General features: G+C 30.6%; 20 protein-coding genes and 1 pseudogene. 10 read left to right on the forward strand and 11 right to left on the reverse strand.

Going from position 1 to position 24,054, the window contains the following annotated elements; genetic code table 11:
* Positions 1-140 precede the first annotated feature (140 nt).
* From K7H06_RS12530 to K7H06_RS12550, 5 genes are all read right to left on the reverse strand, one after another.
* Complete coding sequence (locus K7H06_RS12530; RefSeq protein ID WP_223036385.1) at positions 141-959, reverse strand: MerR family transcriptional regulator; 819 nt, start codon at positions 957-959, stop codon at positions 141-143.
* Positions 960-1,148: 189 nt separating this feature from the next.
* Positions 1,149-2,039 (reverse strand): LysR family transcriptional regulator, encoded by an 891-nt coding sequence (locus K7H06_RS12535; RefSeq protein ID WP_223036386.1) that lies wholly within the window; start codon positions 2,037-2,039, stop codon positions 1,149-1,151.
* A gap of 304 nt (positions 2,040-2,343) precedes the next feature.
* Positions 2,344-3,663 carry an APC family permease gene (locus tag K7H06_RS12540; protein WP_223036387.1) on the reverse strand — a complete coding sequence of 440 codons (1,320 nt, stop codon included), beginning with the start codon at positions 3,661-3,663 and terminating at the stop codon, positions 2,344-2,346.
* Between the two features lie 11 nt (positions 3,664-3,674).
* Positions 3,675-5,372 carry an FAD-dependent oxidoreductase gene (locus K7H06_RS12545; RefSeq protein ID WP_223036388.1) on the reverse strand — a complete coding sequence of 566 codons (1,698 nt, stop codon included), beginning with the start codon at positions 5,370-5,372 and terminating at the stop codon, positions 3,675-3,677.
* Positions 5,373-5,459: 87 nt separating this feature from the next.
* Entirely contained in the window at positions 5,460-6,719 is a 1,260-nt protein-coding gene (locus K7H06_RS12550; protein ID WP_223036389.1) for a YeeE/YedE family protein, read from the reverse strand.
* A 212-nt stretch (positions 6,720-6,931) separates the two neighbouring features.
* Between K7H06_RS12550 and K7H06_RS12555 the strand changes: the two genes are divergently transcribed.
* Entirely contained in the window at positions 6,932-7,993 is a 1,062-nt protein-coding gene (locus K7H06_RS12555; RefSeq protein ID WP_223036390.1) for a GNAT family N-acetyltransferase, read from the forward strand.
* A gap of 38 nt (positions 7,994-8,031) precedes the next feature.
* On the opposite strand, the gene K7H06_RS12560 is transcribed toward K7H06_RS12555, so the two are convergent.
* Positions 8,032-9,000 (reverse strand): helix-turn-helix transcriptional regulator, encoded by a 969-nt coding sequence (locus K7H06_RS12560; protein WP_223036391.1) that lies wholly within the window; start codon positions 8,998-9,000, stop codon positions 8,032-8,034.
* A gap of 128 nt (positions 9,001-9,128) precedes the next feature.
* Positions 9,129-9,950, reverse strand: coding sequence for a metallophosphoesterase (locus K7H06_RS12565; RefSeq protein ID WP_223036392.1), 822 nt, complete (start codon positions 9,948-9,950; stop codon positions 9,129-9,131).
* Positions 9,951-10,160: 210 nt separating this feature from the next.
* Between K7H06_RS12565 and K7H06_RS21585 the strand changes: the two are divergent.
* Positions 10,161-10,253, forward strand: a pseudogene (locus K7H06_RS21585) (spermidine/putrescine ABC transporter ATP-binding protein); the annotation flags it as partial.
* Between the two features lie 159 nt (positions 10,254-10,412).
* Here K7H06_RS21585 and K7H06_RS12570 read toward each other — a convergent pair.
* Positions 10,413-11,369 carry an Rpn family recombination-promoting nuclease/putative transposase gene (locus K7H06_RS12570; protein ID WP_223036393.1) on the reverse strand — a complete coding sequence of 319 codons (957 nt, stop codon included), beginning with the start codon at positions 11,367-11,369 and terminating at the stop codon, positions 10,413-10,415.
* Between the two features lie 269 nt (positions 11,370-11,638).
* Here K7H06_RS12570 and K7H06_RS12575 point away from each other — a divergent pair, with 269 nt between their 5' ends.
* Positions 11,639-12,319 carry an ABC transporter ATP-binding protein gene (locus K7H06_RS12575; protein ID WP_223036394.1) on the forward strand — a complete coding sequence of 227 codons (681 nt, stop codon included), beginning with the start codon at positions 11,639-11,641 and terminating at the stop codon, positions 12,317-12,319.
* A gap of 80 nt (positions 12,320-12,399) precedes the next feature.
* Here the strand turns inward: K7H06_RS12575 and K7H06_RS12580 are convergent, their stop codons facing one another.
* Positions 12,400-13,344 (reverse strand): Rpn family recombination-promoting nuclease/putative transposase, encoded by a 945-nt coding sequence (locus K7H06_RS12580; protein WP_223036395.1) that lies wholly within the window; start codon positions 13,342-13,344, stop codon positions 12,400-12,402.
* 269 nt (positions 13,345-13,613) lie between these two features.
* Here K7H06_RS12580 and K7H06_RS12585 point away from each other — a divergent pair, with 269 nt between their 5' ends.
* Complete coding sequence (locus K7H06_RS12585; protein WP_246637526.1) at positions 13,614-14,294, forward strand: ABC transporter ATP-binding protein; 681 nt, start codon at positions 13,614-13,616, stop codon at positions 14,292-14,294.
* Positions 14,295-14,365: 71 nt separating this feature from the next.
* Here K7H06_RS12585 and K7H06_RS12590 read toward each other — a convergent pair whose 3' ends face one another.
* Both K7H06_RS12590 and K7H06_RS12595 read right to left on the reverse strand, forming a co-directional pair.
* Positions 14,366-15,613, reverse strand: coding sequence for an McrC family protein (locus tag K7H06_RS12590; RefSeq protein ID WP_223036396.1), 1,248 nt, complete (start codon positions 15,611-15,613; stop codon positions 14,366-14,368).
* Entirely contained in the window at positions 15,606-17,576 is a 1,971-nt protein-coding gene (locus K7H06_RS12595; RefSeq protein ID WP_223036397.1) for an McrB family protein, read from the reverse strand. The genes K7H06_RS12590 and K7H06_RS12595 overlap by 8 nt, the downstream gene beginning before the upstream one ends.
* A 660-nt stretch (positions 17,577-18,236) precedes the next feature.
* On the opposite strand from K7H06_RS12595, the gene K7H06_RS12600 reads away from it, so the two are divergent.
* The 6 genes from K7H06_RS12600 (at position 18,237) to K7H06_RS12625 (ending at position 23,857) form a co-directional block, all read left to right on the forward strand.
* A complete protein-coding gene (locus K7H06_RS12600) occupies positions 18,237-18,665 on the forward strand; it encodes a helix-turn-helix domain-containing protein (protein ID WP_223036398.1) in 429 nt (142 codons plus the stop codon).
* A 129-nt stretch (positions 18,666-18,794) separates the two neighbouring features.
* The gene (locus tag K7H06_RS12605; protein ID WP_223036399.1) at positions 18,795-19,571 is read left to right on the forward strand and encodes a RecB family exonuclease; all 777 of its coding nucleotides are present in this window, start codon (positions 18,795-18,797) and stop codon (positions 19,569-19,571) included.
* Positions 19,572-19,706: 135 nt separating this feature from the next.
* The gene (locus tag K7H06_RS12610) at positions 19,707-19,871 is read left to right on the forward strand and encodes a hypothetical protein (RefSeq protein ID WP_223036400.1); all 165 of its coding nucleotides are present in this window, start codon (positions 19,707-19,709) and stop codon (positions 19,869-19,871) included.
* Entirely contained in the window at positions 19,834-21,390 is a 1,557-nt protein-coding gene (locus K7H06_RS12615; RefSeq protein WP_223036401.1) for a recombinase family protein, read from the forward strand. Before K7H06_RS12610 ends, K7H06_RS12615 begins: the two co-directional genes overlap by 38 nt.
* Entirely contained in the window at positions 21,350-22,969 is a 1,620-nt protein-coding gene (locus tag K7H06_RS12620) for a recombinase family protein (protein WP_223036402.1), read from the forward strand. Before K7H06_RS12615 ends, K7H06_RS12620 begins: the two co-directional genes overlap by 41 nt.
* A gap of 282 nt (positions 22,970-23,251) precedes the next feature.
* Positions 23,252-23,857, forward strand: coding sequence for a hypothetical protein (locus K7H06_RS12625; protein ID WP_223036403.1), 606 nt, complete (start codon positions 23,252-23,254; stop codon positions 23,855-23,857).
* Positions 23,858-24,054 lie beyond the last annotated feature (197 nt).

Here is a 24,054-nt window from a genome sequence, read left to right on the forward strand (position 1 = left end):
ATCTTTTTTGTACCATTTTTTTGTCTCCATAGTCTCCCCACTTCAAAAGTATTTTTTTTTATAAATTTTATTCATATTTATTTCTTCTTCACAAACGTACCACCTCTAGCTTTGTTATATGTTTCCTTTGCTAACTATGTCTATGACATCTTCTTTACAGGAAAATAAATCTCTGTTATATAATCCTTTGGATTACATCTAGTATCTGGTCCTTTTATATACCTATCAAAAGGAGCTCCTATTACTTCATAATTATTCTCTTTTATCCAATCCATCAATGCAGCATATCCTTCACCGATTTCACTATATGCACCAACAAATACAGTATGAGCATATAGTCCTTGTTTAATAGTTCTTGTATTCAATCCTTCTATTTGTACACTTTTACTTATAGGTATACACACCTCTATATCTGCATACTCTGGATCAAAATCTTCATCATAATAAATGGTCATAATCTCACCATCAGGACTTATTTGATTTTTATACATTTTTTCAAATATTTCTCCAATAACACTTCCAATTTGTGTCATAGATATGGTTCTTCTTATACTTAATACAGTGATAGATTTTAATTCATCCACAACAATATCAAATTTTCTATTAGTAATCATCATATCTTCTCCTTTTTCAATATGCACAAATGCTTCTTCCATATCCTTAAGGAGCATTTGGTTATTTTTTATTTCTTCAGATAAATTCAATACTTTTTCTCTCATTATGTTCTTTAAATAATTAGTATCGTCTTTTTTTAGTACTTCACTTATTTCTTCTAATGAAAATCTATATCTTTTAAGCTTATTGATCATCATAATATCTTTAATTTGGTTTTTTGAATAATATCTATATCCATTTTCTGGTTTTGTGTATTCAGGCTTAAGTAAAGCAATTGCATCATAATGTCTTAGCATTTTTTTAGATACTTGCCCAATCTTAGAAAATTGTCCAATTGTATACATATCTCTCCTCCATGTATTAATACATTTTTACTTTCTGAACTAGTTCTATTTCATTATAAACCTTCCCATAATGGGAAGGTCAATCAATTATTTCAATTTTTATATGTTTTTTATTATGGACCAAAGATTTAAAACACAAAAAAAAGAAAAGCAAGTGTACCAGCACCTGTTTTTCTCATCCTCATTTTTTTAGCAAAATCCTCTTTTATTAGAAATAATAAAATCTACAAACATTTGCTCATATTCTGTAAAGTTGTAATTCTTCCTTGAAGCTATATAATATGCAAAAGAAATTTTTAAATCCTCTATCTCAATTGTTTGAAGGGATTGCTTTTTGAGCTCTTGATTCACTACCAATTGAGGTAAAAAAGAAAAACCCTTTCCTGCAAGAACAGAAGACTTAATAGCCTCTGGAGAATTTAAATCATAAACAACATTTAAGTCCTCTATATCAATTCCTTTTTCTTTTAATGATTTTTCAATAACATATCGAGTTCCAGAATCATTTTCACGCAAAATCAAAGGAATCTGTTTCAGCTCTTCTGTAGAAATTCTTTTAGGAGAATGATCACTATTTCCTACCAACAGAAGTTCATCTGATATAATATATTGGGTAACAATATCATCTACATTAGAATCACGTTGTATTATGCCAATATTAATCGTATGCTCTTGTAGCTTTTGAATCACTTCCGTTGAATTGATTACCTCCATATTTATATCTACTTCTTCATGTAGATGCTTAAAAGTAAAAATGCTACAAGGAAGAGCATATTCTCCTACGCTTTTACAAGCACCAATTATTAACTTTGGTCGATCTTGATTCAAATTTATTAAATCTCTTTTGATATTTCCCTGAATAGACAGTAAAGTATCTGCATAGTCAAATAAAACCTTTCCTTCTTCTGTTAATTCCACACCTTTGTTACTCCGATTTAGAAGGCTTACGCCAAGTTCATTTTCTAAGCTTTTAATCTGACCGCTGAGCCCCGGCCTTGTCAGATGAAGGATTTGGGCTGCTTTTGACATACTATTATGTTTTACTGTCATATAAAATGCTTGAAGATATCCAAGGTTCATATGATCACATCCTAAAAAATAGTTATATACTCTATTTCACAATTATATTGTACAGAAATAATTACCTTTATGCAAATTAGTTCTCTTAAAGCCATTATCTCCTTCTGTTCTTCCAAAATCTATTTTGAAAGCTCTGCTATATTAGGTGGAGCTTCCTAAAGAATGTTATATTACAAAAACAATAAAATAAAGCGATAAATAACTGTCCATGTAATAGGTTATTTATCGCTTATAGTTTTTTACATTTTAAATTAGCTTGTGTAAAATATAACAATCCTAGAAAATTCTCTATGTGCTGACTCATTTATTTCATGGTCTTTGAATATCTCTTATAATAAAAATATCCAAGCACTGCCCATAGAACCATTAATACGATAGATGGACTGCTTAACCTAGCAGGAGAACCAGGTATTATCAATAATGCCATAAATATGATACTTATAAGGGCTCCCATTGCTGAAAAATATCTGTCTAGCCCTATTGAATGCTTCCATCCAATATAACATACATAAAAATATGCTACTGCAGCTAGTAAAGAAGACATATCTACAATATAGATAATAACTTCTCTTCCAAACCAAGGTGCTATTAAACTCACTAAAGCTACAAATTTAATAGCATTTTCAAAAACACCATTATCATTTTCCTTACTATACTTTACAGGAATAAGCCTATACTTAGCCAAAGACCCAATCAATTTGCTACTACTTAGCATAAACCCATTTATACCACCTGCTACTGCACCTACTAAAGATATGATCAATAACATAAAACCTGTATATCCTATATTGTCCATTACTGCAGAGCCTAGAGCCCATTGCTCCAATAACGCTTTTTCTGGAGTATACACTAGCCCTGTTGTAATATTTAAAAGATTATAAAAAAGCACTCCAGAAAATATTGCGAGTACTGCCATCTTTGTAGCTTTTGAAGGTTCAAAATTTAAATCCGTTACTATTTGAGGGATTACATCGAATCCTACAAATAGAAAAGGGACTATAGCAAAAACTTTTGAAATTTCCACCATATTCAATTTATAGTTCACAATATAGGTATTCTTCACTAAGCTATGATCTGCCTTTATGAACATAAAAATAAAAACGATCATTATATTTACCACCATAAGTAGTATCATAATGTTCTGTATACGAGAACTCAGCTTTAGTCCTCTCCTATTGATATAAGTAAACACTAAGATGATCAAACTAGCAATAATAACTTCCGATAAATATACAGAGTGTCCCGCTACCTCATATAAATATCCAAAATCCACCCTTGAACCCAACAGCTTTTTAAGGACTAATACAAATGCTGTAGCATTGAGGGGAACCATGCTTATATAACACAAAGTCAAGGACCAGCCTACTACAAATCCATTTTTCTTCCCCATATTATTGTAGGTATAAGAGAACTCTCCCCCATCCTCATAATGCTTCTCCATCATGATGTGGTAACCTTTCTGTATAATAAGAATAGCAAGGCCACCGAGTATTAACCCGATAGCCGTGCTAATGATACCACTTTCATGGAGAAATTTTGAACCTGGGAGGGTAAAGGACCCCCATCCAATAATAGACCCTAATGCTAAGCTTAATATGTCTATTCTGTTCAACTTTTTTCTCATAAAATCAACCTTTACTCAAAATTATATTGTGTAACTATTTTTTCTCTTCCCGTTACCTGATCTTGATAATATTCGTAACAGCAAATCCCTAAATAGGAACCAGATATGTTGATTATATTATTATATCCAATATTTTGAAGTGCCATTACTGCATTATAACTTCTTTGGCTTGAACGGCAATGTAGATATACTGGCTTGTCCTTTGGAATTTCATTGAGTCTTCCTCTGATTTCACTCAGTGGAATGTTCACTGCATTCTTAAGGTGTCCTTCTGTATATTCATCCTTTTCTCTTACATCTACAATAAATGCATTGTTTTCTACTAATTCTCTAACCTTTGTTACTGGAACTTGTCTAAATTGACCATTTAATAGATTTAGTGCTACTAATGCTGCATGGTTTACTACATCCTTGGCAGTTCCAAATAATGGAGCATAGCATAATTCTAATTCTTTTAAATCTTCTAAAGTTCCACCCATAGTAATCATTGTAGCAATGACATCTATTCTTTTATCTACATTTCCTTTTCCTATTGCTTGAGCTCCAAGTATTTTACCTGTTGGATATTCATATATAAGTTTGAAATGCATTGGATTACTCTCAGGCATTAAACCTACCTTGTCCCCAGGAATCAGATATACAAAATCATAAGAAATTCCTGCTGCCTTTGCAGCTTTTTCATTTAATCCTGTTGAAGCTGCTCCTAAATCAAATACCTGAACTACAGATGATCCGATTACCCCATTATTTCTATGAGGAATATTATACATATGATCCGCCGCAGCTCTAGCTTGTCTTTGTGCTGGACCTGCAAGAGCAAGTCTTGTCTTCTTATGCGTTAGACGGTTATATACCTCTATAGCATCCCCTACAGCATAGATGTTTTTGTCATTTGTCAAGTAGTTGTGATCTACTTTGATTCCACCAGTCTCCCCTATTTCAAGACCAGCATCCTTTGCTAAACTTGTTTCTGGACTAACACCAATTGCCATAACTACAACCTTTGCAGCTACTTTTTTACCTGATTGTAATTCTACTGAATCCTCATTAATCTTCTGTACGCCATCACTTAATATAAGATTAATTCCCTTGTCCATCATTTCTTTATGAAGTATTTGCGCCATATCATAATCAAATGGATTCATTATTTGATCTTGTGCTTCTATCAAGCTAACGTTTTTTTGTGCTAACTCTAGATTTTCTGCTACTTCTACTCCTATAAATCCACCACCAACAACAGCAATATCTTCGATATTGTTCTTTACAATATAGTCATTAAGCTTTTTAATATCAACAACATTTCTTACAGTGAATACATTCGGTCCATCTATTCCTTCAATGCTTCTAGGAAGAATTGGATTGGCTCCTGGAGATAGTACTAATTGATCATAAGACTCCTCGTATTCTTCTTTCGTTTCTAAATTCTTTACTACTATTTTTTTATCTTCTCTATTGATTTTAACAACTTCGCTATTAACTCTCGCTTCAATATTATATTGACTTTTAAATTTTCCTGGACACATTAAAACTAAATCATCGCTGTTTTCTACGATTCCACTTAAATGAAATGGTAATGCACAGTTAGAAAAAGAAACGTTCGGTCCTCTCTCAAACATAATTACTTCTGCCGATTCATCAATTCTTCTCGCTCTTGCTGCTGCTGAAGCGCCGCCAGCAACTCCACCGATAACTAAAATTCTCTTACTCATAATAATTCCTCCCTTTAATAAAACCTCATATTTATTAAACTGCTAAACTCTGTAGTTTTATCATTCCTTTAAGTTAATCTCCTGTTATTAAGACCACTTTTTAGCGCATCTATTTCCTACAATACCGCCTACGACCATGAATATTAAGAAAATCCAACCTGAAAGGGAAAAGTTTGCAATAGGTGTATATAATGACCCTACGTTACATCCATTTGCAAATCTAGTACCTAATCCCATAGTGATTCCACCTAGTGAATATAGCAATGCTTCTTTTCCTGTAATATGCATCTCTGACATAAATGTCTTCTTGAATATACCAGCTGTTAACAAGTAGATAGCTGTTCCAACTAATATTCCAAAGTTCTGTACTGAAACACCATGTGAAAAGAATGGTATAGCATAAGCCTTGGCTGGCATCTTTGTAAAATCAGCTAATGCTTCTGGTGTAAAGCCAAATATCATAAGGAATTTACCAAACCAAAGTCCATAAGGTGTAGATGCTCCCCATCCTGCTTTAGTAATACCCATTAACAAAGTAAATAGTATAGCAATAACCACAGCTCCTTGTGCTAAAGTCCAAGGTTTTACAAATATTCTATTATAGTTTATTTCGCTAAAGGCTTTGTAGTGTTTACTATCAAAGGTTTCTTTTTCATCTTGTATTTTTTCCATTGGATGAGCTGTATAAGTGTTATTTTCTTTACGACTTCTTTCATAAACATATGCCATCCATACAACAATTCCACAGAATATAGCTGTTAATATCAATGCACCTAGATAACCTTCTACGCCATCCCATTTAAATAAATCTGGAAGGAATACTCCACCATATAATTTTTCACCTACTGGAGTTGTAAACCAAGAGTTTTTAACCCACCCTGCCGTCTTTTGTATAGGGAATCCTAAAAATATACCTATTGCAAAGAATATTAATGTAATAAGGGCTCTAGGCAAACCTGTTACAATATCTGTAAGTACTCCTGATGCACAACAAGATGAAAATGACATACCAAATCCAAATAGCACTCCCCCTAAAATAAGTCCAAAGTTAATAGGATTTACCCAAAGGTCATAGCTAGCTGGGTCTGCCTTAAACAAAAAGGCAGTAGTCAATAAGCTTGTGATAAAGAAAAGAAACATAAGAGTTCTCATTAATTTCGTTGATCCCGTATTAAAAGCACGATTTACACTACCAGCAAATCCTGTATAGGCTCTTGATAAAGTGTATCCAAGCCCTACACCCACTAAAAGTCTAAAAAACAGCATATCTGTTTCTAACAGTGACTTACCTAAAATAAATACTAATAAAATTCCTATAAATCCAATGATTTGTTCAGATCTTTTCATTTTTTTCCTCCTATCGATTTGTCCTAAAGCTGCGCAGCTTTATTTGTTAATTCTTTGTCAATATTATATAACATGGTTCGACATCTTTCATAGAAAGAAAGTCTTATGTACCATAACACTTTCTTTTAACAGCTATTTTTTCATAACTTGACCGATAACCAGAGAATACATATAATTAAAAGAAATAATCTATAAAAGAGTTGAGGAAATATATGAAAATAAGACCTTTAAGAAAAGAAGATTACACGGATTGTGTTCACTTGCTTAATCAATCTTTTGCCGAAAAATATATTAACTTGAAACAATTAGAAAAAGAAATTTTGAAAAATACCCTTTTATATGGAGCCTTTGAAAAAAGTGAACTAATTGGGTGTGTGGGATTATTACAAAAATCAGAAGAATCCTACAAAATAGTGAGATTGGCAGTTCATCCTAACTACCGCCATAAAGGCTATGGAGAAAAGTTAATAGCACATGCAGAAACTATAGCCATATTAAATGGTGGAAATAAAATGAGTCTTGGTTTCCTCGTGCCCAATGAATCATTGAAAAGCTGGTATTTAAGCTTAGGATATGAAATCGAAAAAACAAAAAAATATAAAACCACTGAGAAATCCATATGTTTTGCTAAAAAGAAACTACCTGAAATCCCGCCTTATAGAGGTTTAAATGAAAGAGTTGCCTGCTGTCGCCAATGCGGTTTTCCTGAGAAAATATGTATCTGCAAAATTCAGCCTAAGCTAGCTAGTCCCAACAAGTTTGTCATCATCATGCATCCAGAAGAGGTGGGGAGAACAACTAACACAGGAAGGTTAATCAAGAATGCTTTTCCTAATAATACAGAAGTTTTTTATTGGCATAGGACAACCGTTAACCATAAATTGAAAAAAACATTAAAAGACAATGATTATCATAAAATTTTAATATTCCCGCCAGATAGGAAAGAATATGACCCCAGAGCCGTTTCAAGAAATATGGTTAAAGAGATCAGTAAAGACAAAAATATTATGTTTATTATTTTGGACGGCACTTGGAAAGAAGCTAGAAAAATCCTGAAGAAGAGTTCTTACCTAGAAGATATTCAAATGCTCGATTTGGATATTGATTTTAAGACGGAATATTATTTGAGAAGAAACAAGGATTTAGGACATATTTGTACAGTAGAAGTGGCTATTGAGCTTTTAAAACTAGTTGGTGAAAGTGAAAACGCCCATGAACTACACAAATATTTCCAATCTTTTTTATTGCGATACAACCAAGGTAGAAGGATGTAGTAAAGCACCTACCCCATTGGACAGGTGCTTTTTATTGATTATGACTTCCGCACTGGCCTGATATACTTCCAAAACCGCTCCGGATTAAATGAAAAGTAAATGATTCTACCGGGGGAAGTATCAAAGCAGTAACCGGTGCCTGCAAAATCAAAAGTTGCCATTGCCTTTTCCATCTTTTCCTCCACACTACGATTTTCCTGCTCATAATCGAATGGCCCATGTTCAAAAACAATATACTCGGCTTCGGGAACATCAATCATAAGCATTTGTGGTGGTACTTCGCCTTTATAATCAAAAGGAAGACGTGCACCATAACACTCTGTACGTGGAATACCCCAATCGCAAAGTCTGCCGTCTGGATCATTAATGTACGCCATAATCTGACCGCTACCGCTGTTAGATTCGCTCCCACCATCGTCATCCAATTTGCCCTTGATACTATCGAGTAAGCCGCAAATTGTTTCGCAGTCCTGTCCCGGAATAAGACTTTGCTTTTGCCAAAAATCCCAATACCCATTACTCTCATAGTTTTTAATGTGCAAAAATTTGTGTGCGGGAATGGTTACAAAATAAATTTTAACATCATCTGCAGATTTCATCATACCAATCTCTCCAAATCCTAAAAAGTAGCGGTCGAAAGGGTTTATTTTTGTACGAAGAATAACAGGCTTAGGCTTTTTTCGGTATTCACTTGGAGTTACACCATATGTTGCCTTGAAAGCTCTGGTAAAAGCTTCATGTGATGAAAAACCATAATCAAAAGCCATATCCAAAATGCTTTTTTCACTATCCCGAACCTCTTTTAGTGCAAAGGCTAATTTTCTACGCCGCAGATAATCCCTAAATTTCATACCCGATATTTCTTTAAATTTTCTCGTAGTATGAAATTTGGAATAACCTAACTTGCGAGAAAGAAATCGTAGCGTTATTGCTTCACCTTTACGATTTTTAATACATTCGTCTATTTCATCAACGATTATTTGGATTTGCTTGTGCCACTCGTACATTCGTCTGTTCACCTCGTTTCAACCACTCTATAATCATTATATAGTAATGGAAATTGCATTGCTTGATTTTACTTGCGGAAAAGAAAAAATATATGCTTATTAACCCCTCACTAAATCCTCCCTTCTTTTTATTCATTTAAAAGCTCCACAATAGGTAGATGTGGTCTGTTATGAATCCTCACAGGAATAATGCTATTTCCAATACCTCTACTAACAACCATAACACTCTTACCAAATTTATACAATCCAGAAGTGTATTTAGGAAATATCCCTTGTCCAGGAGATACAATTCCTTTATTAAGAATAGGAATCCTAAACTGCCCTCCATGCGCATGTCCACAAAATATTATGTGAGGAATTATCTTGTTTGAAGTTGAAATATAATCTTCTATTAGCTCTGGTCTATGAGCTAATAATATCATAGGCATATCTTCTATATCCTCAATATCCTCTAATTCATCAGACTTATAATGTGAATTATCACTTAATCCTGCAATAGCGATTCCTTCATGTACTACTACTTTATCATCCATAACCTTAACATTGTTTTCCTCTAATATCTTTTTCCATTTCTCTACACTTCCACTCCAAAACTCATGATTTCCTGTTACTGCAAAAGTAGGTGCAATTTGTGATAATTCTTTGCTTAACTTATTTAATCCTGAATTTTCTATAACTGCTCTTTTATCGATGATATCTCCTGTAATTAAAATGATATCTACATTTTCTTGTTTAATCTTTTTTATTATAGTATCAATATTTTTTTCATTCTTTCTTAAATGTACATCAGAAATATGAGCAATTTTAAATCCTACTAATTCTTTTGGTAGATTCCTTACTCTAATCTTAACATTTTCCACTTGTATCCATGTATTTTGTATAAAACAGTATATGCTTATGCTTAACATTAAAATTAACATTAACTTTATAATCTTTCTTTTTTTATTCATAATTCCCCTCTATATCTTTCATAATTATACTACCATAATTCCAAACACTACTAAATTATTCGATTTTCGTAATCGCCCTTCATAATAGAAAAAACAGAAGAATTAACTCCTTCTTAAATACTATCATCTTTATCTCAATTTAGTAATATCATAATTCATATTCATTAACTTATTTAAAGCTTCAATTTCATAATTTTTACCCACATCATAAGATCTGCCGTTGCTGACGACATAGGAAGTATATTGAAAAAAGAAGAAAAAACAGCTATTATGGTGACCCATAACATAGTAGAAGCTATGTCTCCTAAAAGACAGACAAATTTGTGGAATAGAAAAAAATCCAAGGACATATTCATAGTAGGTTATCCTCGGATTTTTATTGTTTTTTGTTATACTATTCATTTATACTACATCTTTACCCTTATCTTATCTATTCTAAAGAAGCATTTTTTATCATCAACTTTAATTCATCTCTGATTTGATTTTTTCAATATCATCGTTACTTAAACCTGTTGCTTTGATAATAGTAGTTATGTCCATTCCCATTAATAATAATTTTTTTGCAATTCCTCTACGTTCTTGTATTTGTCCTTTTTGTATACCTTTTTCTTCCCTATGCTTGAATTCCTCTTCAATCTTTCTTCCTAAATTGCTAATCATTTCCTCCACCTCCATATGATTAGTTTCCTCTAATGCCTTATAGATGTGTTCACCTATTCTTTCATCAAATCTATTTTTGAATACATTAATCATCCATCTATTAAACACTTGTATTTGCTCTTTTGATCCTTTTTTCCCAAGAATTCTACCTATTAATTTTAATCTCTTTAAAATTTCTTCTATAGCTACGTCTTGATCTAATAAAAATATTGAACTTACTAAATTCGCAATCTCTAATAGTTCCTCTTCCTTCATCCTATTTACATCAAAGAGCATATATTTAAAATCTATAATATTTTCTTCAAATAACTCATATCCATTCAAAATTTCTTTGAAATTTCTTGCTGCTGTCCATTTATTTTTTCCATTGTATAAAACAATCGGCACAATAGATGGTAATCTGTAATCTTTTCTTTTTTTGATTTTATCTTCTGCATTATTTAATTCTTCTCTCCATATTTCAGTCATATACATAAGAAGTCTTATAGGCATTCTATAATCTACTTTGGATTGCAATTCTAATAAAACATAAAATATGATATCTTTTCCATCTATATTCACTTTATAAACAATATCTGCTTCTTCTTGTTTAAAATCTTTCAATATAAATTCTTTATCTATTAAAATCAATTTTTCTTCATCTATTAAATTTACCCAATCCTTCTTCACAAAACTTTTTAAAAATTCAAGAAAAGTTTTCTTATGAGAAAGAATTTCCTTATATCCTAGATCATGTTCATGCTTGATTTTATCCTTCATTTTTACACCATCTTTTTCTTCTTATTATATCATATGGTTATAGTCGCTATTAGATATTTATTGAATTTGTAATAAATTACTTCAAAATGAAATCTTGTTAAAGCCCTATGAATTCAACCCCTTAAATTGTAGTACATAAAAATATCTGATGTTTTTATTATTAACTGTTTATTTCATTTGAAGCCTCACTGTTCATAAAGTAACAAATATTTTTCCCATTGAATACTATAAAATATATTAAAGCTTTCGGCTTCGAAAGGAGTTTGCCCATGGAAAAGATTGTAGACATTAAAAATATATCCATGAACTATCATACTTTAGAACGTGAAACACTCGCACTAAAGAATCTATCTTTTGAAGTGTACAAGGGAGAAATCGTTGTAATCGTAGGTCCTAGTGGATGTGGAAAATCAACTATTTTGTCCATTATATCTGGACTTCTGAAACCTTCTTCTGGAAAAATTATTGTAAATGGTGAACCAGTAAACGGTACAAACAAAACAATAGGCTACATGTTCCAAAAGGATCATTTATTTGAATGGAGGAATATATTAAATAATGTTCTCATTGGACTAGAGATACAAAACAAATTAAATGAAGATACAAAAGCTAAAACAGAAAAGCTACTAGAAATGTATGGGTTAGGTGAGTTTAAAAATCACTACCCAAGACAACTATCTGGTGGTATGCGCCAAAGAGTAGCACTTATTAGAACCTTAGCAATCCAGCCTGAACTACTACTTCTTGATGAACCTTTTTCGGCATTAGACTACCAAACTCGACTTGCTGTGGCAGACGACATAGGTCGTATATTAAAAAAGGAGAAAAATACAGCTCTTATGGTAACACATGACATAGCAGAAGCTATATCTTCTAAAAGACAGACAAATTTGTGGCATAAAAATAATCCAAGGACATATAATGGTAGGTTATCCTTGGATTTTTATTAATTTCTGTTATACTATTTAGTTATACTGCATCTCTGCGCTTTATCTCATCTACTCTAAACAATAATTTTTTATCATCAATTTTAATTCATCTCTGATTTGATTTTTTCAATATCATCATTACTTAAACCTGTTGCTTTTATAATAGTAGGTATATCTATTCCCATTAATAATAAATTTTTTGCTGTTTCCATTTTCCCTTTTTGTATTCCTTTTTCTTCCCTATGTTTAAACTCTTCTTCAATCTTCCTACCTAAATTGCTAATCATTTCCTCCACCTCCATATGATTAGTTTTTTCTAATGCCTGATACACATGTTCCCCTATTCTTTCGTCAAACCTTTTTTTAAATACATTCATCATCCATCTATTGAATATTTGTATTTGCTCTTTCGATCCTTTTTTCCCAAGGATTCTACCTATTAACTTTAGCCTCTTTAAAATTTCTTCTATGGCTACATCCTGATCTAGTAAAAATATTGAACTTACTAAATTGGCAATCTCTAATAGTTCCTCTTCTTTCATTCTATTTACATCAAAGAGCATATATCGAAAATCTATAATATTTTCTTCAAATAACTCATAGCCGTTCAAAATTTCTTTGAAATTTCTTGCTGCTGTCCATTTATTTTTACCATTATATAAAACAATCGGCACAATCACTGGCAGTCTATAGTCTTTTCTTTTTTTAACTTTATCTTCTGTATTCGTAAGTTCTTCTCTCCATATTTCAGTCATATACATGAGTAGTCGTATAGGCATTCTATAATCTACTTTGGATTGCAATTCTAATAACACATAAAATATGATATCTTTTCCATCTATATTCACTTTATAAACGATATCTGCTTCTTCCTGTTTGAAATCTTTCAATATAAATTCTTTATCTATTAAAATCAAATTCTCTTCATCTATTAATTTTACCCAATCTTTCTTTACAAAACTTCTTAAAAATTCAAGAAAAGTTTTCTTATGCGAAAGAATTTCCTTATATCCTAAATCATGTTCGTGCTTGATTTTATCCTTCATTTTTACACCATCTTTTTCTTTTTATTATATCATACCGTTGAAGTCCCTATTAAATATTTATTTGATTTGTAATAAATTACTTCAAAACAAAATCTTATTAAAGCCCTATGAATTCAACCCCTTAAATTGTAATACATATAATCATCTGCTGTTTTTATTATTAACTATTTAATCCATTTGAAACGTCACCATTCATAAAGTAACAAATGTTTTTTCCATTGAATACTATAAAAATATACTGAAATTTTCGGCTTAGGGGGAATAGACCTGTGGAAAAGATTGTGGAGATTAAAAATATATCAATGAATTATCATACTTTAGAACGTGAAACAATCGCTATAAAAGATTTATCTTTTGAAGTCTACAAAGGAGAAATTGTTGTAATTGTAGGCCCTAGCGGATGTGGAAAGTCAACTATTTTGTCTATCATATCAGGACTACTTAAACCTTCCTCTGGAGAAGTAACTGTAAATGGTGAGCCTGTTAATGGTACAAATAAAACCATAGGCTATATGTTTCAAAAAGACCATCTATTCGAATGGAGGAATATTTTAAATAATGTTCTCATTGGACTAGAAATCCAAGACAAATTAAATAAAAATACAAAATCTCAAACAGAAAAACTACTAGAAATGTATGGCTTAGGTGAATTTAAAGATCATTACCCAAGACAATTATCTGGTGGCATGCGTCAAAGGGTAGCACTTATCAGAACCTTGGCAATCCAGCCTGAATTATTATTACTTGATGAACCTTTTTCGGCACTAGACTACCAAACTCGACTTGCCGTGGCTGATGACATAGGAAATATATTGAAAAAAGAAGAAAAAACAGCTATTATGGTGACCCATGACATAGCAGAAGCTATGTCTCCTAAAAGACAGACAAATTTTAGGCATAAAAATAATCCAAGGACATATAATAAGTTATCCTTGGATTTGTTTCATTAAAGAGAGTACATTTGTACTCTCTTTTTGTTGTTTAACCACATTAATTTATACATTAACTCCTAAATATTACTTTATAATTCTAATATTTCATTCAAATCTTCTATAGTGTTATCTACGCTATCCAATCTAACAGTCTTAACCTCTATACTTTTATCTTCAAATGGTTCAAATAAATTCCACTTACTATATTCCTTATCTTCTATAGCACAAGGATATAGAAGTATACATTTCTTAGCTTTTATATATCTACTTATATACGCATACATCTGATACATATCACTTGGTTCTATCTTAGAATCAACAGACTTCCATTTAGTATCTATTAGTATGTCATAATCCGTTTTATTATCATTAAGAACAATATCTGGCTTTAAATTAAAGTTTCCTCTACCACTTTGTGTATTTTTTAAAAGATATTTACTATTATTTTGCAACAAACACTCTCTATACTCACTATTCCATAGCTTGCTTATCATGTTGCCTATATATTCTTCATACAAAGTATTGATTTCAAATAACATAGAAAATGCGCTATCATCTCCAATGCTATTTTCCATTGATAAATTCAATAATATCAATTTTGCAAATTCATACGCTTCTTTGAACCTATCATTTTGCCTATTAAACTTATACTTAATTAACTTATTTTTATCTATATAACCTAAATAAACATTATCTAAAAGTGATACTATTCTCTTTATATCATTATTAATATCATCATTACTTACTTTACGCAAAATAACTAAGCAAACAGTTTTAAATACTGTATTTAAAAAGTTATTTTCACTATATTCATCATACCTGCAATATGCCTTAACCTTATTTGCGTAATTCACCTTAATATGATTAGTTAATAATAATTTACCTCTTATGACATTGAGATTTTCTTCCTTATTTATGTATTCAAAGTAAGGTCCTCTATGTAACTGTTCTTGAAGGCTCTTTACGAAGAACTTAGCTATCAATTCTATTAAGTCATAATCTTTTAAATTCAGGCTCATACTTTCATCTATATCAAATGTCAATTTATTACATTCGGATAGCATTTGTAATAACACTTCTTTATCTTTTTGTTTATCCTTACTTAAAGATATCTTCGGTAATATCTCTATAACAACATTTCCAAAGGATATTATACCTACATAATTTATAAACCTTATTTTTTTATATTTAATGTCTATAATACCTGTCTTAAAATTCTCTTTTTTATCATCCAAGTATTTCAGTAATTCATTATATTCAGCTTCTTTTAATTGATTCTCTTCATTTCCTAAATGTATCCAGTCATAAGCTTCTCTTATACATATATGCTTACTCATATATATTTTTCAGCTCCTCAAAACCTATGCTAGATTTTATGTAATACTTAGTTTTACTTCCATACTTATTAGCGATACTATTATCTTTAAATAAATCAAAAGCTCTAATGTCTTTTTTATAAACTATGCATTTGTCACTTTCATTCTTACCAATACCACCTAAAATTAGTCCTATCTTTTCCCAATCATCATAGAAATACTCTTGTAGTAAAGGAATTATCTTATTTTTAAATACATCTGATATATCATCTATATTTTTTACATTTATTAAATAAGCATGTCCTATCATATAATCTCTATCATATAAAAATTCTATTCTATCATTTATCTTTTCAAGCATTATCTTTAAATCTATATTATCTACTGTTTGCAGCAAACTAGGATTGGGCATCATTTCTTCAAAGCGAAACCTTCTTCTAAGTGCAACATCCATAAGAGCTATAGATTTATCTGCTGTGTTCATTGTTCCTATTATGTATAAGTTTGGTGGCAAACAAAATTCTTCTTTTGAATATGGTAATTTTGCAGTTACTTGATTCTCTTTAGTTAATCTTTTATCCTCTTCAAGCAATGTGATTAATTCTCCAAATATTTTCGCTATATTCCCCCTATTGATTTCATCTATTATCAGTATATATGTCTTAGCTTCACTGAAATCAAAACTGTCATTGTTATGAATATTTTCTAATACTAATTTCTTTTTACGTTCTTTTATATCTGATGGCTTTAAGTTATCTTTATCTATTTCAAGTTCTATTTTTTTTTCAATTTTAAGTCCTTCATAACAAGCTTCTAAAGCTATCCCTTTAAGAACTCCATCTTCAGGTTTAAAATTTCCATCTCCATCAGATTTTAGCCCTTCTATAAATTCTTCATATCCATAAGCTTGATGAAATGTACAAAATTGCATTCTACCTGCCTTTGTAAGATTGTTTACTCCTCTCATTATAAATTTTCTAATATTATGAGTAGTACTTATTGCTCTACTATACCCTAAGTAATTAATTATTTGTAGCGATTTATCTGTAACATTATAAGTCTTACCAGTTCCAGGTGGTCCGTAAAGAATTGTGTTTAAGGATTTATTAAATATAGTATTACTTATAATCCTTCTAAAACTCCTCCTATCCTTCCTAAATTCAATTATTGCAGAAAAATTTTCATCTATTACCTCTGCTTCTTCTATCCATTCAACATTTAACTTATAATCTTGTTCTGTGTACTCTTTATTTAAATCTGCCTTAATTTTACATACACCTTTTAAAGTTCTCTTTGTAGTATTTTTCTTATTTAGTACCTTTTGTGCATTATAGACAAATATATAATCGTCTTTCTTCATACTGTTTAAATTATTTATTTGCTCTATTGTTCTTGGTGAAATTATTATTTCATTATTATCTATACATTCTTGTACATCACTACAGTAATAATTTTTCAACCTCCATTTATTATTTATACTACTTTCTAGTTCATTACTTAATCCTTCATCTTTTTCTAGTCCTATATCCCCTAAATAATCTTTAACTTCTTCTTTCTCTATTTTTTTTAATGAACCTGTATATATTGATTGTTTTAATTCTATGCACTTACTATCTATCCATTTTATAGGTAGAGTATGTCCTAAATTTGAATTCAGTTTATATCCATCCCTAAAACCTTTTTTTACTTCACCTATATAAGTTATCCTATCTATGCTATCTTTATCTTTTTTATATGCTCTATATAAAATATAATCTCCTTTTTTTATTTTCGTAAAATCATTTATAGAATTTTCAACTTTACAGTTTTCCTGAATATATTCTTCTATATCTACATCGTCATCTATTGCTTCTCTTAGATCTACATTTTTATCAAATCCTAAAGCTATGATATTATTATTCAATAGTTTCTCAGGATCATCACTTTTTTCATAAAACATTTCTTCTAAATACCAACAATTGTTTATTTCTTTTTTTTCTGTCATTTTATAACTCATCCTTTATTTTAAAATAGTTTAGTTTAATTTTTTTATATAATTGACTATACAATATCAATAGAAAACATATTATTTCCTAATATTAACACATGACAATTATATCATTTGTTTTACATATTTTTCAAACTTTCTACCTTTTAGATTTAGGTCAATATGCTGGACACAAAAAGTTTAACAATTTGACCAGCATATTTTAGCTAATCTTCAAATTGCTGAGGAGTCATAGAATTTATGCTATACAAATTCTATTTCTGTTATATCATCATTCAATTATAGCTTTATATCCCTCTAAATATCTAGATAAAAGATAAGCATTTCTCAAGTGACCATCTACAAATAAATTAAACTCTATGCTCCTGTTAGAGAAGTTGATGCCAAAGTCATTCCCTAGTCTGATTTATGAAAGCTAAAAAATGAAATTCTTATACTAGAAGAAAAAAATAAATTTTATGTTTGAGTTGTTAGCCTAAACGCCTTTTAAATTTATTTAAAAACATTGCTATTCGTTCCTTGTTTTATAATAAAAATCATTTTTAGGAATGCTTGAATAAATATTTAAAATTCTCTCCTATGTTAATAACCCTTCCTAAAATCTAAGTATACCCCCGTGTCTATATTGTCAATACTCCACCTAAGGGGGTATCCACTATGCCTGAAATATATAAAGAACTTGGTCAAAAAATAAAAAAATATCGAAAAAGCAAAAACCTCACAACAGCTGAATTTGCAACCCTATTAAATATTTCAGCTGGACATTTAAGCAATATCGAAAACGGTACATATGACATATTTCGCTTAGAACTACTCTTCAAAATTGCAAATGAACTTAACATAAGTCTAGAAGAGCTTCTTCAGTTTGAATGTATTGATGTAAAGAATATACTATTAAACAGTGATATAAAAAGCATTTCTACTAATCCATCTCCTTCTGATCTAGCATACATAAACAAATGGCTAAATGCTCTAGCCATTACCTACTTATCTACCATCGATAATTTTAAAACCAACAAAGATGCTATTGAATCCATCACTAATCATCTAATCGATGAATTGCATTTAATCAAGAAAATAGGCTAAAGCTACAAAGGCTTCTCTCATTTATTTGGGAGATCTTTTTTTATCGTGTTATTCAAATATATAAAAAATATTTTTATATTTGAATATTTTCTTCACTTCTGCACATTCTAATCCCAAGGAGGGAAATAGATGAAAAAGCGGAAGCCACACCTTAGTTGTTCAAGCATTAGAGCTTTTCTAGATTGCAACAAGAAATATCAGTATCAATACTTAGATAAGATCAACGTTCCCCAAAAACAATCCGTAAAGCATTTATCTTTTGGCAAAAGCATTCACAAAACATTAGGCAAATTCAATAAAATAAAAGATCAATCTCAAAGAAACATAAATACCCTTCATGACCTACTGAGAAAGAATTGGGTTCGAGAAGGTTACAGCTCTATTGAAGAGGAAAGAACCTTTGGGCTAAGGGGTTTGAATATGCTCACTAGATATTATAAAGACCCAAAAGACCAAGGAAAAGAAACCATTCTTATTGAGGAGATGCTTTCTATAGATTTAAACGAATACATTCTTGATGGTGTCCTGGATAAAGTCTATGTCACTCATGACAACAATCTTGAAATCATTGACTATAAGACAGGAAATAACATGTATCCATTGGACAACCTCCAGCTTCCCATCTACTTATTTTTAGCCAAAGAAAAGCTAGGGGTTTATCCCAATTTGGTAAGCTACTATTTTTTATCCCACAATAAAAAATATACTAGGGAGGTTACAAAGGAATTAATAGATGACTTAAGCATGGATATACACAATCTATGCACATCCATTATTGAAACAGAAGATTTTCATCACAATAGTACCCCCTATTGCAAATCCAACTGCCAGTACTATCAGCTGTGTAGCATTTTAAATTTTAAATGTAATCATTCTTTCAATATAAATACTAAACTTAAAAACTAAAATGAAAAAATATCCCTTTATCAATCAAATTCACTGCTTTTTTGCTCATCGACATTTTTTCTATGCTACTTTTTAGGACTTAGTCATCTTTTTCATGAAATCGATGAGCTTAGAATATATTTTAAGGAGGTCAAAATGAAAAAACAATCTATCTCAAGCACCATAGAGCTTGTCTATAGTGAAAATGAAAATGCAAAATTAAACTTTATTAAATTTATGGTGGATTATTTCATGGATCATCATATAGCTGAGGTGAATATGTATGACAACCAATTCTCAACAAGTAATAAGAAAAATTGATGACTACATAAGAAATAAAGATACTTTAGATAAGGATGGTCATAAAAAAACATTATTAGATCCTACACCTGAACATTATGCTGCCATTTATGCTAGAATATCAGGAAAAAATGACAGTTTTTCTTTAGATTCTCAGAAAGAAACCTGTACAAAGTTCATTGAAGAAAATAATCTACTTCTCTACAAAGTCTACCAAGACAAGGAATCAGCAAGAATAAAACATTTCTATGATCGAAAAGAGTTTAAAAAGCTTTTAAGTGATATGGAAACAGGCATGTTCAAAAACTTAGTACTCATTCGTAGGGATCGTCTCTCTAGAAGAATAGATGATTTCATGCACTTAAGAAGAATTTTTAAGAAGCATCATGTGAAAGTTTTTTATGTAAAAGAAGGTAATCTCAATTTCGACAGTAGCTCTTACATCACAAATTTCTTAGAGAATATATTAATGTCCATCAGCACATTAGAGCCTGAGTATATTTATCAAAGAACCAAAGGAGGTAGACAAAATCTTAGATATAAAGGAATTTTCCAATGTGGCAATCCTCCCTTTGGTTATAGCAAGGTTAAAGGTAAAAAGCATGACTTTGAGATTAACACAGATGAAGCAGAATTAGTCAAAAGGATATTTGCTACCTATAAAAGTTCTATCATCAAAGATTGCAATACCTTAGATGCCTTGATCGAAAGTTTAAACAGCAATCCTATTAAAAAAATCACTAAATCCTTCCTCAAAAGAATTCTACAACGTTCCATATACGGAGGAAAAATGATCATAGAAGAAGATGATTCCCTAGATGATTGTGTCATCTGGGATAAAGATAATGGACAGTATCTATTAGATGAAAAGAAATTTATGAAGTGTGAAAACTTTGCAAAGCTTGTAGATTGGAAAGACTGGAAAGAAGTATTCCTTCACTTCTATTTTCTTGAAAAAGGTCCGTTAGATCAGGACTATCTATTTAAAAATTTATTATATTGTAACACCTGCAAAGAACCTCTCATGCTTAAAAATGGATACTATATCTGTAAACAGCAATGTATGCAAGTTCACATAGATAATGTCATAGGAATAGTATTTGAACAGATTATTCATGAGATCAACGCCCAATATTTTCAGAGGATCTTTCAAACTAAGATTAAAAAGATCAACAAAAAACTTACTGAAGAAAAGAAAACACTTGCTCAATCAAGAAAAAATATGAGAAATAAATTAGATGAATACATTATTACTAATGATACATCATTAAAAAAAGAAATAGCCTCCTTACAAAGTGATATTCAATCAACTCAAGAAAATATTAATGAGGCAGGTAATGAAAAGCTTAAATTGCTAAATATTTTAAATAACCTGGATGCATTTAAGAAGCAATTAGGCACTTTTACGCCATCTGATATCCAATTCTTCAAAGAAAACTGGCAGGCTTATCACTATATGCTATCTAAATTCATTAAAAAGGTGGTGCTTAAAAAATCAAATGGACAAAATTTCAGTATCACAATTACCTATAAAAAATAATCCTAAAGAAAAAGCCATTGCATATTTAAGAGTTTCTACAGAAGATCAGAAGAAAGATGGGCATTCTATTGATTCACAAAAGGTATATGCTACAAAATACGCCCAAAAACACAAATATGAAATCATCCAATTTGTTGAAGAATACGAATCTGCCTCTAAAGTAAAGTTTGATGATATAGGCTGTGAAAACAATCTTTATATTGCTCTAAAGAATAGACCCAAACTACTAAAGATCATCACTTCAGTCAACCAATCAAAATTCAAGCACCTTATTGTCAGTACCCGTGACCGCCTTGCAAGAAATCTAGAAGTCTATGTAGGGATCAAGCTTTTTCTACAGAAAAAAGGCATAGAACTTCACTTTGCAAACCCTAGTGAATCTATGAATATTGAAAACAAAGGACTTGAAAAGTTTGTAGAATTAGTATTTGGTAGTATCGCTGAACTTGAAGCCAATCTTATATCCGATAGAGCCAGAGATGGTCTATCTCAAAAGGTCCGAGACGGCTATTGGCCTGCTGGATATCCCCCATATGGCTATGTTACAGAATGTATTAATCCAAATTCTCATAAGAAGAAACGGATTTTGGTTCCCTTATTAAACGAGCAAAAGTATATAGAAGAGATTTTCAGACTACACAATCAATACGGTTACAGCTACAGAAAAATAGCACAGCTTTTAAATGAACATGATAACACAAATCATTGGAACAAAAGTAAAATTAAAAGTATTATTACCAACGAAACTTATACAGGAAGAATTGCATGGGGAAGGCGTAGTCGTAGAAGTTATGATGTAAACAATGCATCTATGGTATATTCTCCTGATGAACAATGTTCTGCATTTATTACAACTGATCAATGGGAGCAAGCAAAAAATATACGGCATAAGAAAGTAAGTATGAAGGATTCTAAATACTACAGCACTCCATTTTTACTAAGAGATAAGCTTGCATGTGGTAACTGTGGAGCTATTTTAAAAGCTAAAAACTATGGATTTTATAAAAATGGTAATCCTCGAGAAGGAGTTTATCGATGTGATTGTACAAAAAAGTTAAAAAAAGATGAAAAAATGATTCTTAAAAAAAGTATCATTGAAGAAAAATTCATAAATGACTTTTTAGCTAATCTGACTCCTGAAAAAACAAATATCATGTGGTATTATTATTCCAAAACAAGAGATCGGATTTTGAAGGAAAATGAAGATAAGATCAAAAGAATTGATGAAGAATTTACAAAAAAAACACAGCACATCTCAAAATTAGATGATTTAATCCAATGTGAAGACAATGAAACCATTCTTGAAGCCTTAAAGATTCAAAGACCTATTCTACAAAGAGAACTGGATATCCTAAAATCCTATAAGGATGAATTAAATGCTATTACCGCTAATTCATTTAAAACTGAATCAGATTTAGTAGCTGCCTTGAAAAAATTATTCAAACAGGATTTTAAGCATCTATCTAACGAACGAAAAAGGATGATCATAGATATGCTAATCGATAAGGTAGTTGTTACCAAGACAAACGATAACATCAAATTAACCATCTACATGGCGACAAATATCAATATTTTATAGATTGTACATGTGGTGTTTTTAGTCTGGTTTAGTATACTGCTACAGACATATTGCCTCTCCAAAATTTTAAAATTTTATTGTTGTATATTTTATGTATCGGATTTTATTCAAATATTATTAACAAATGCTATAAACATTGAAAAAATAAGGATTTTCATAAATAAAAGTTTTACATTTCAAATATTAAAAATGAATTTTAATTTTGATTATTGCCCCAGTATTGTCATAAAAAAGACACACCCTAAATACCTTATATTAAAAAGCTATAAAGGACGTGCCATTATGAGCAATAAAAAAACTTTATCTCCTCAATCAGCTGTAAAATTAAAAGAACTTGTCCAAAATAATACTAACCCTAGAGAAATCTCAAGAATACTAGCTGATGAATATAACGAACATTACTGCTATCAAACCATTACAAGAAAAATCAAGAAATTATACAATAAATACTGGGATACACAAGCTAAACCCAAAAAATATAAGCCCATACTAGATGGACCAATACAATATTCTTTCTTTGAGGGGGATGCACATAATTCAAAAAATTTCACTACTAAATCTGATGAACCAGAGCAAACCCCTTCTGATAAAACAGATTCAACCATATTAGACTATCTAAAATCCATTGATAAAAAGCTTTCTTATTTAGACACTAGACTTACTAGAATAGAAAACTTTATTGAAAAAAATTCCTCTCAAGCTAAAAAGGATCTGACCAATAGCTTTATAGAAATTTACTCTTGTAATCGAAAAAGAGAATCTGTAAATATTAATGCTAAAATAAAAAAGAGGATTATTGAAAAAATGGCTCAAACCAAAAATATCACGCATAATCAATCTTTGGCTATTAATACTGCTTTGTTGATTGCGCTTTATGAGGAGGAGTAGGAACTTATGAACATATATTGGTAATTTGCTATAAATGTGATTTTTTACTTAATTTTATAAACTCCAAGAATTATTCAGACATACTATTATACTAATTTTATCTCCTATGACGGATCTGCTCTTCACACTCTATAACCACTAAACCTTTTTATATTTTAAACACAAAACACCTTCGAAGGGATAAAGAATTCTATATC

Source organism: Crassaminicella profunda (assembly GCF_019884785.1).
GTDB classification, from domain to species: Bacteria; Bacillota; Clostridia; order Peptostreptococcales; family Thermotaleaceae; genus Crassaminicella; species Crassaminicella profunda.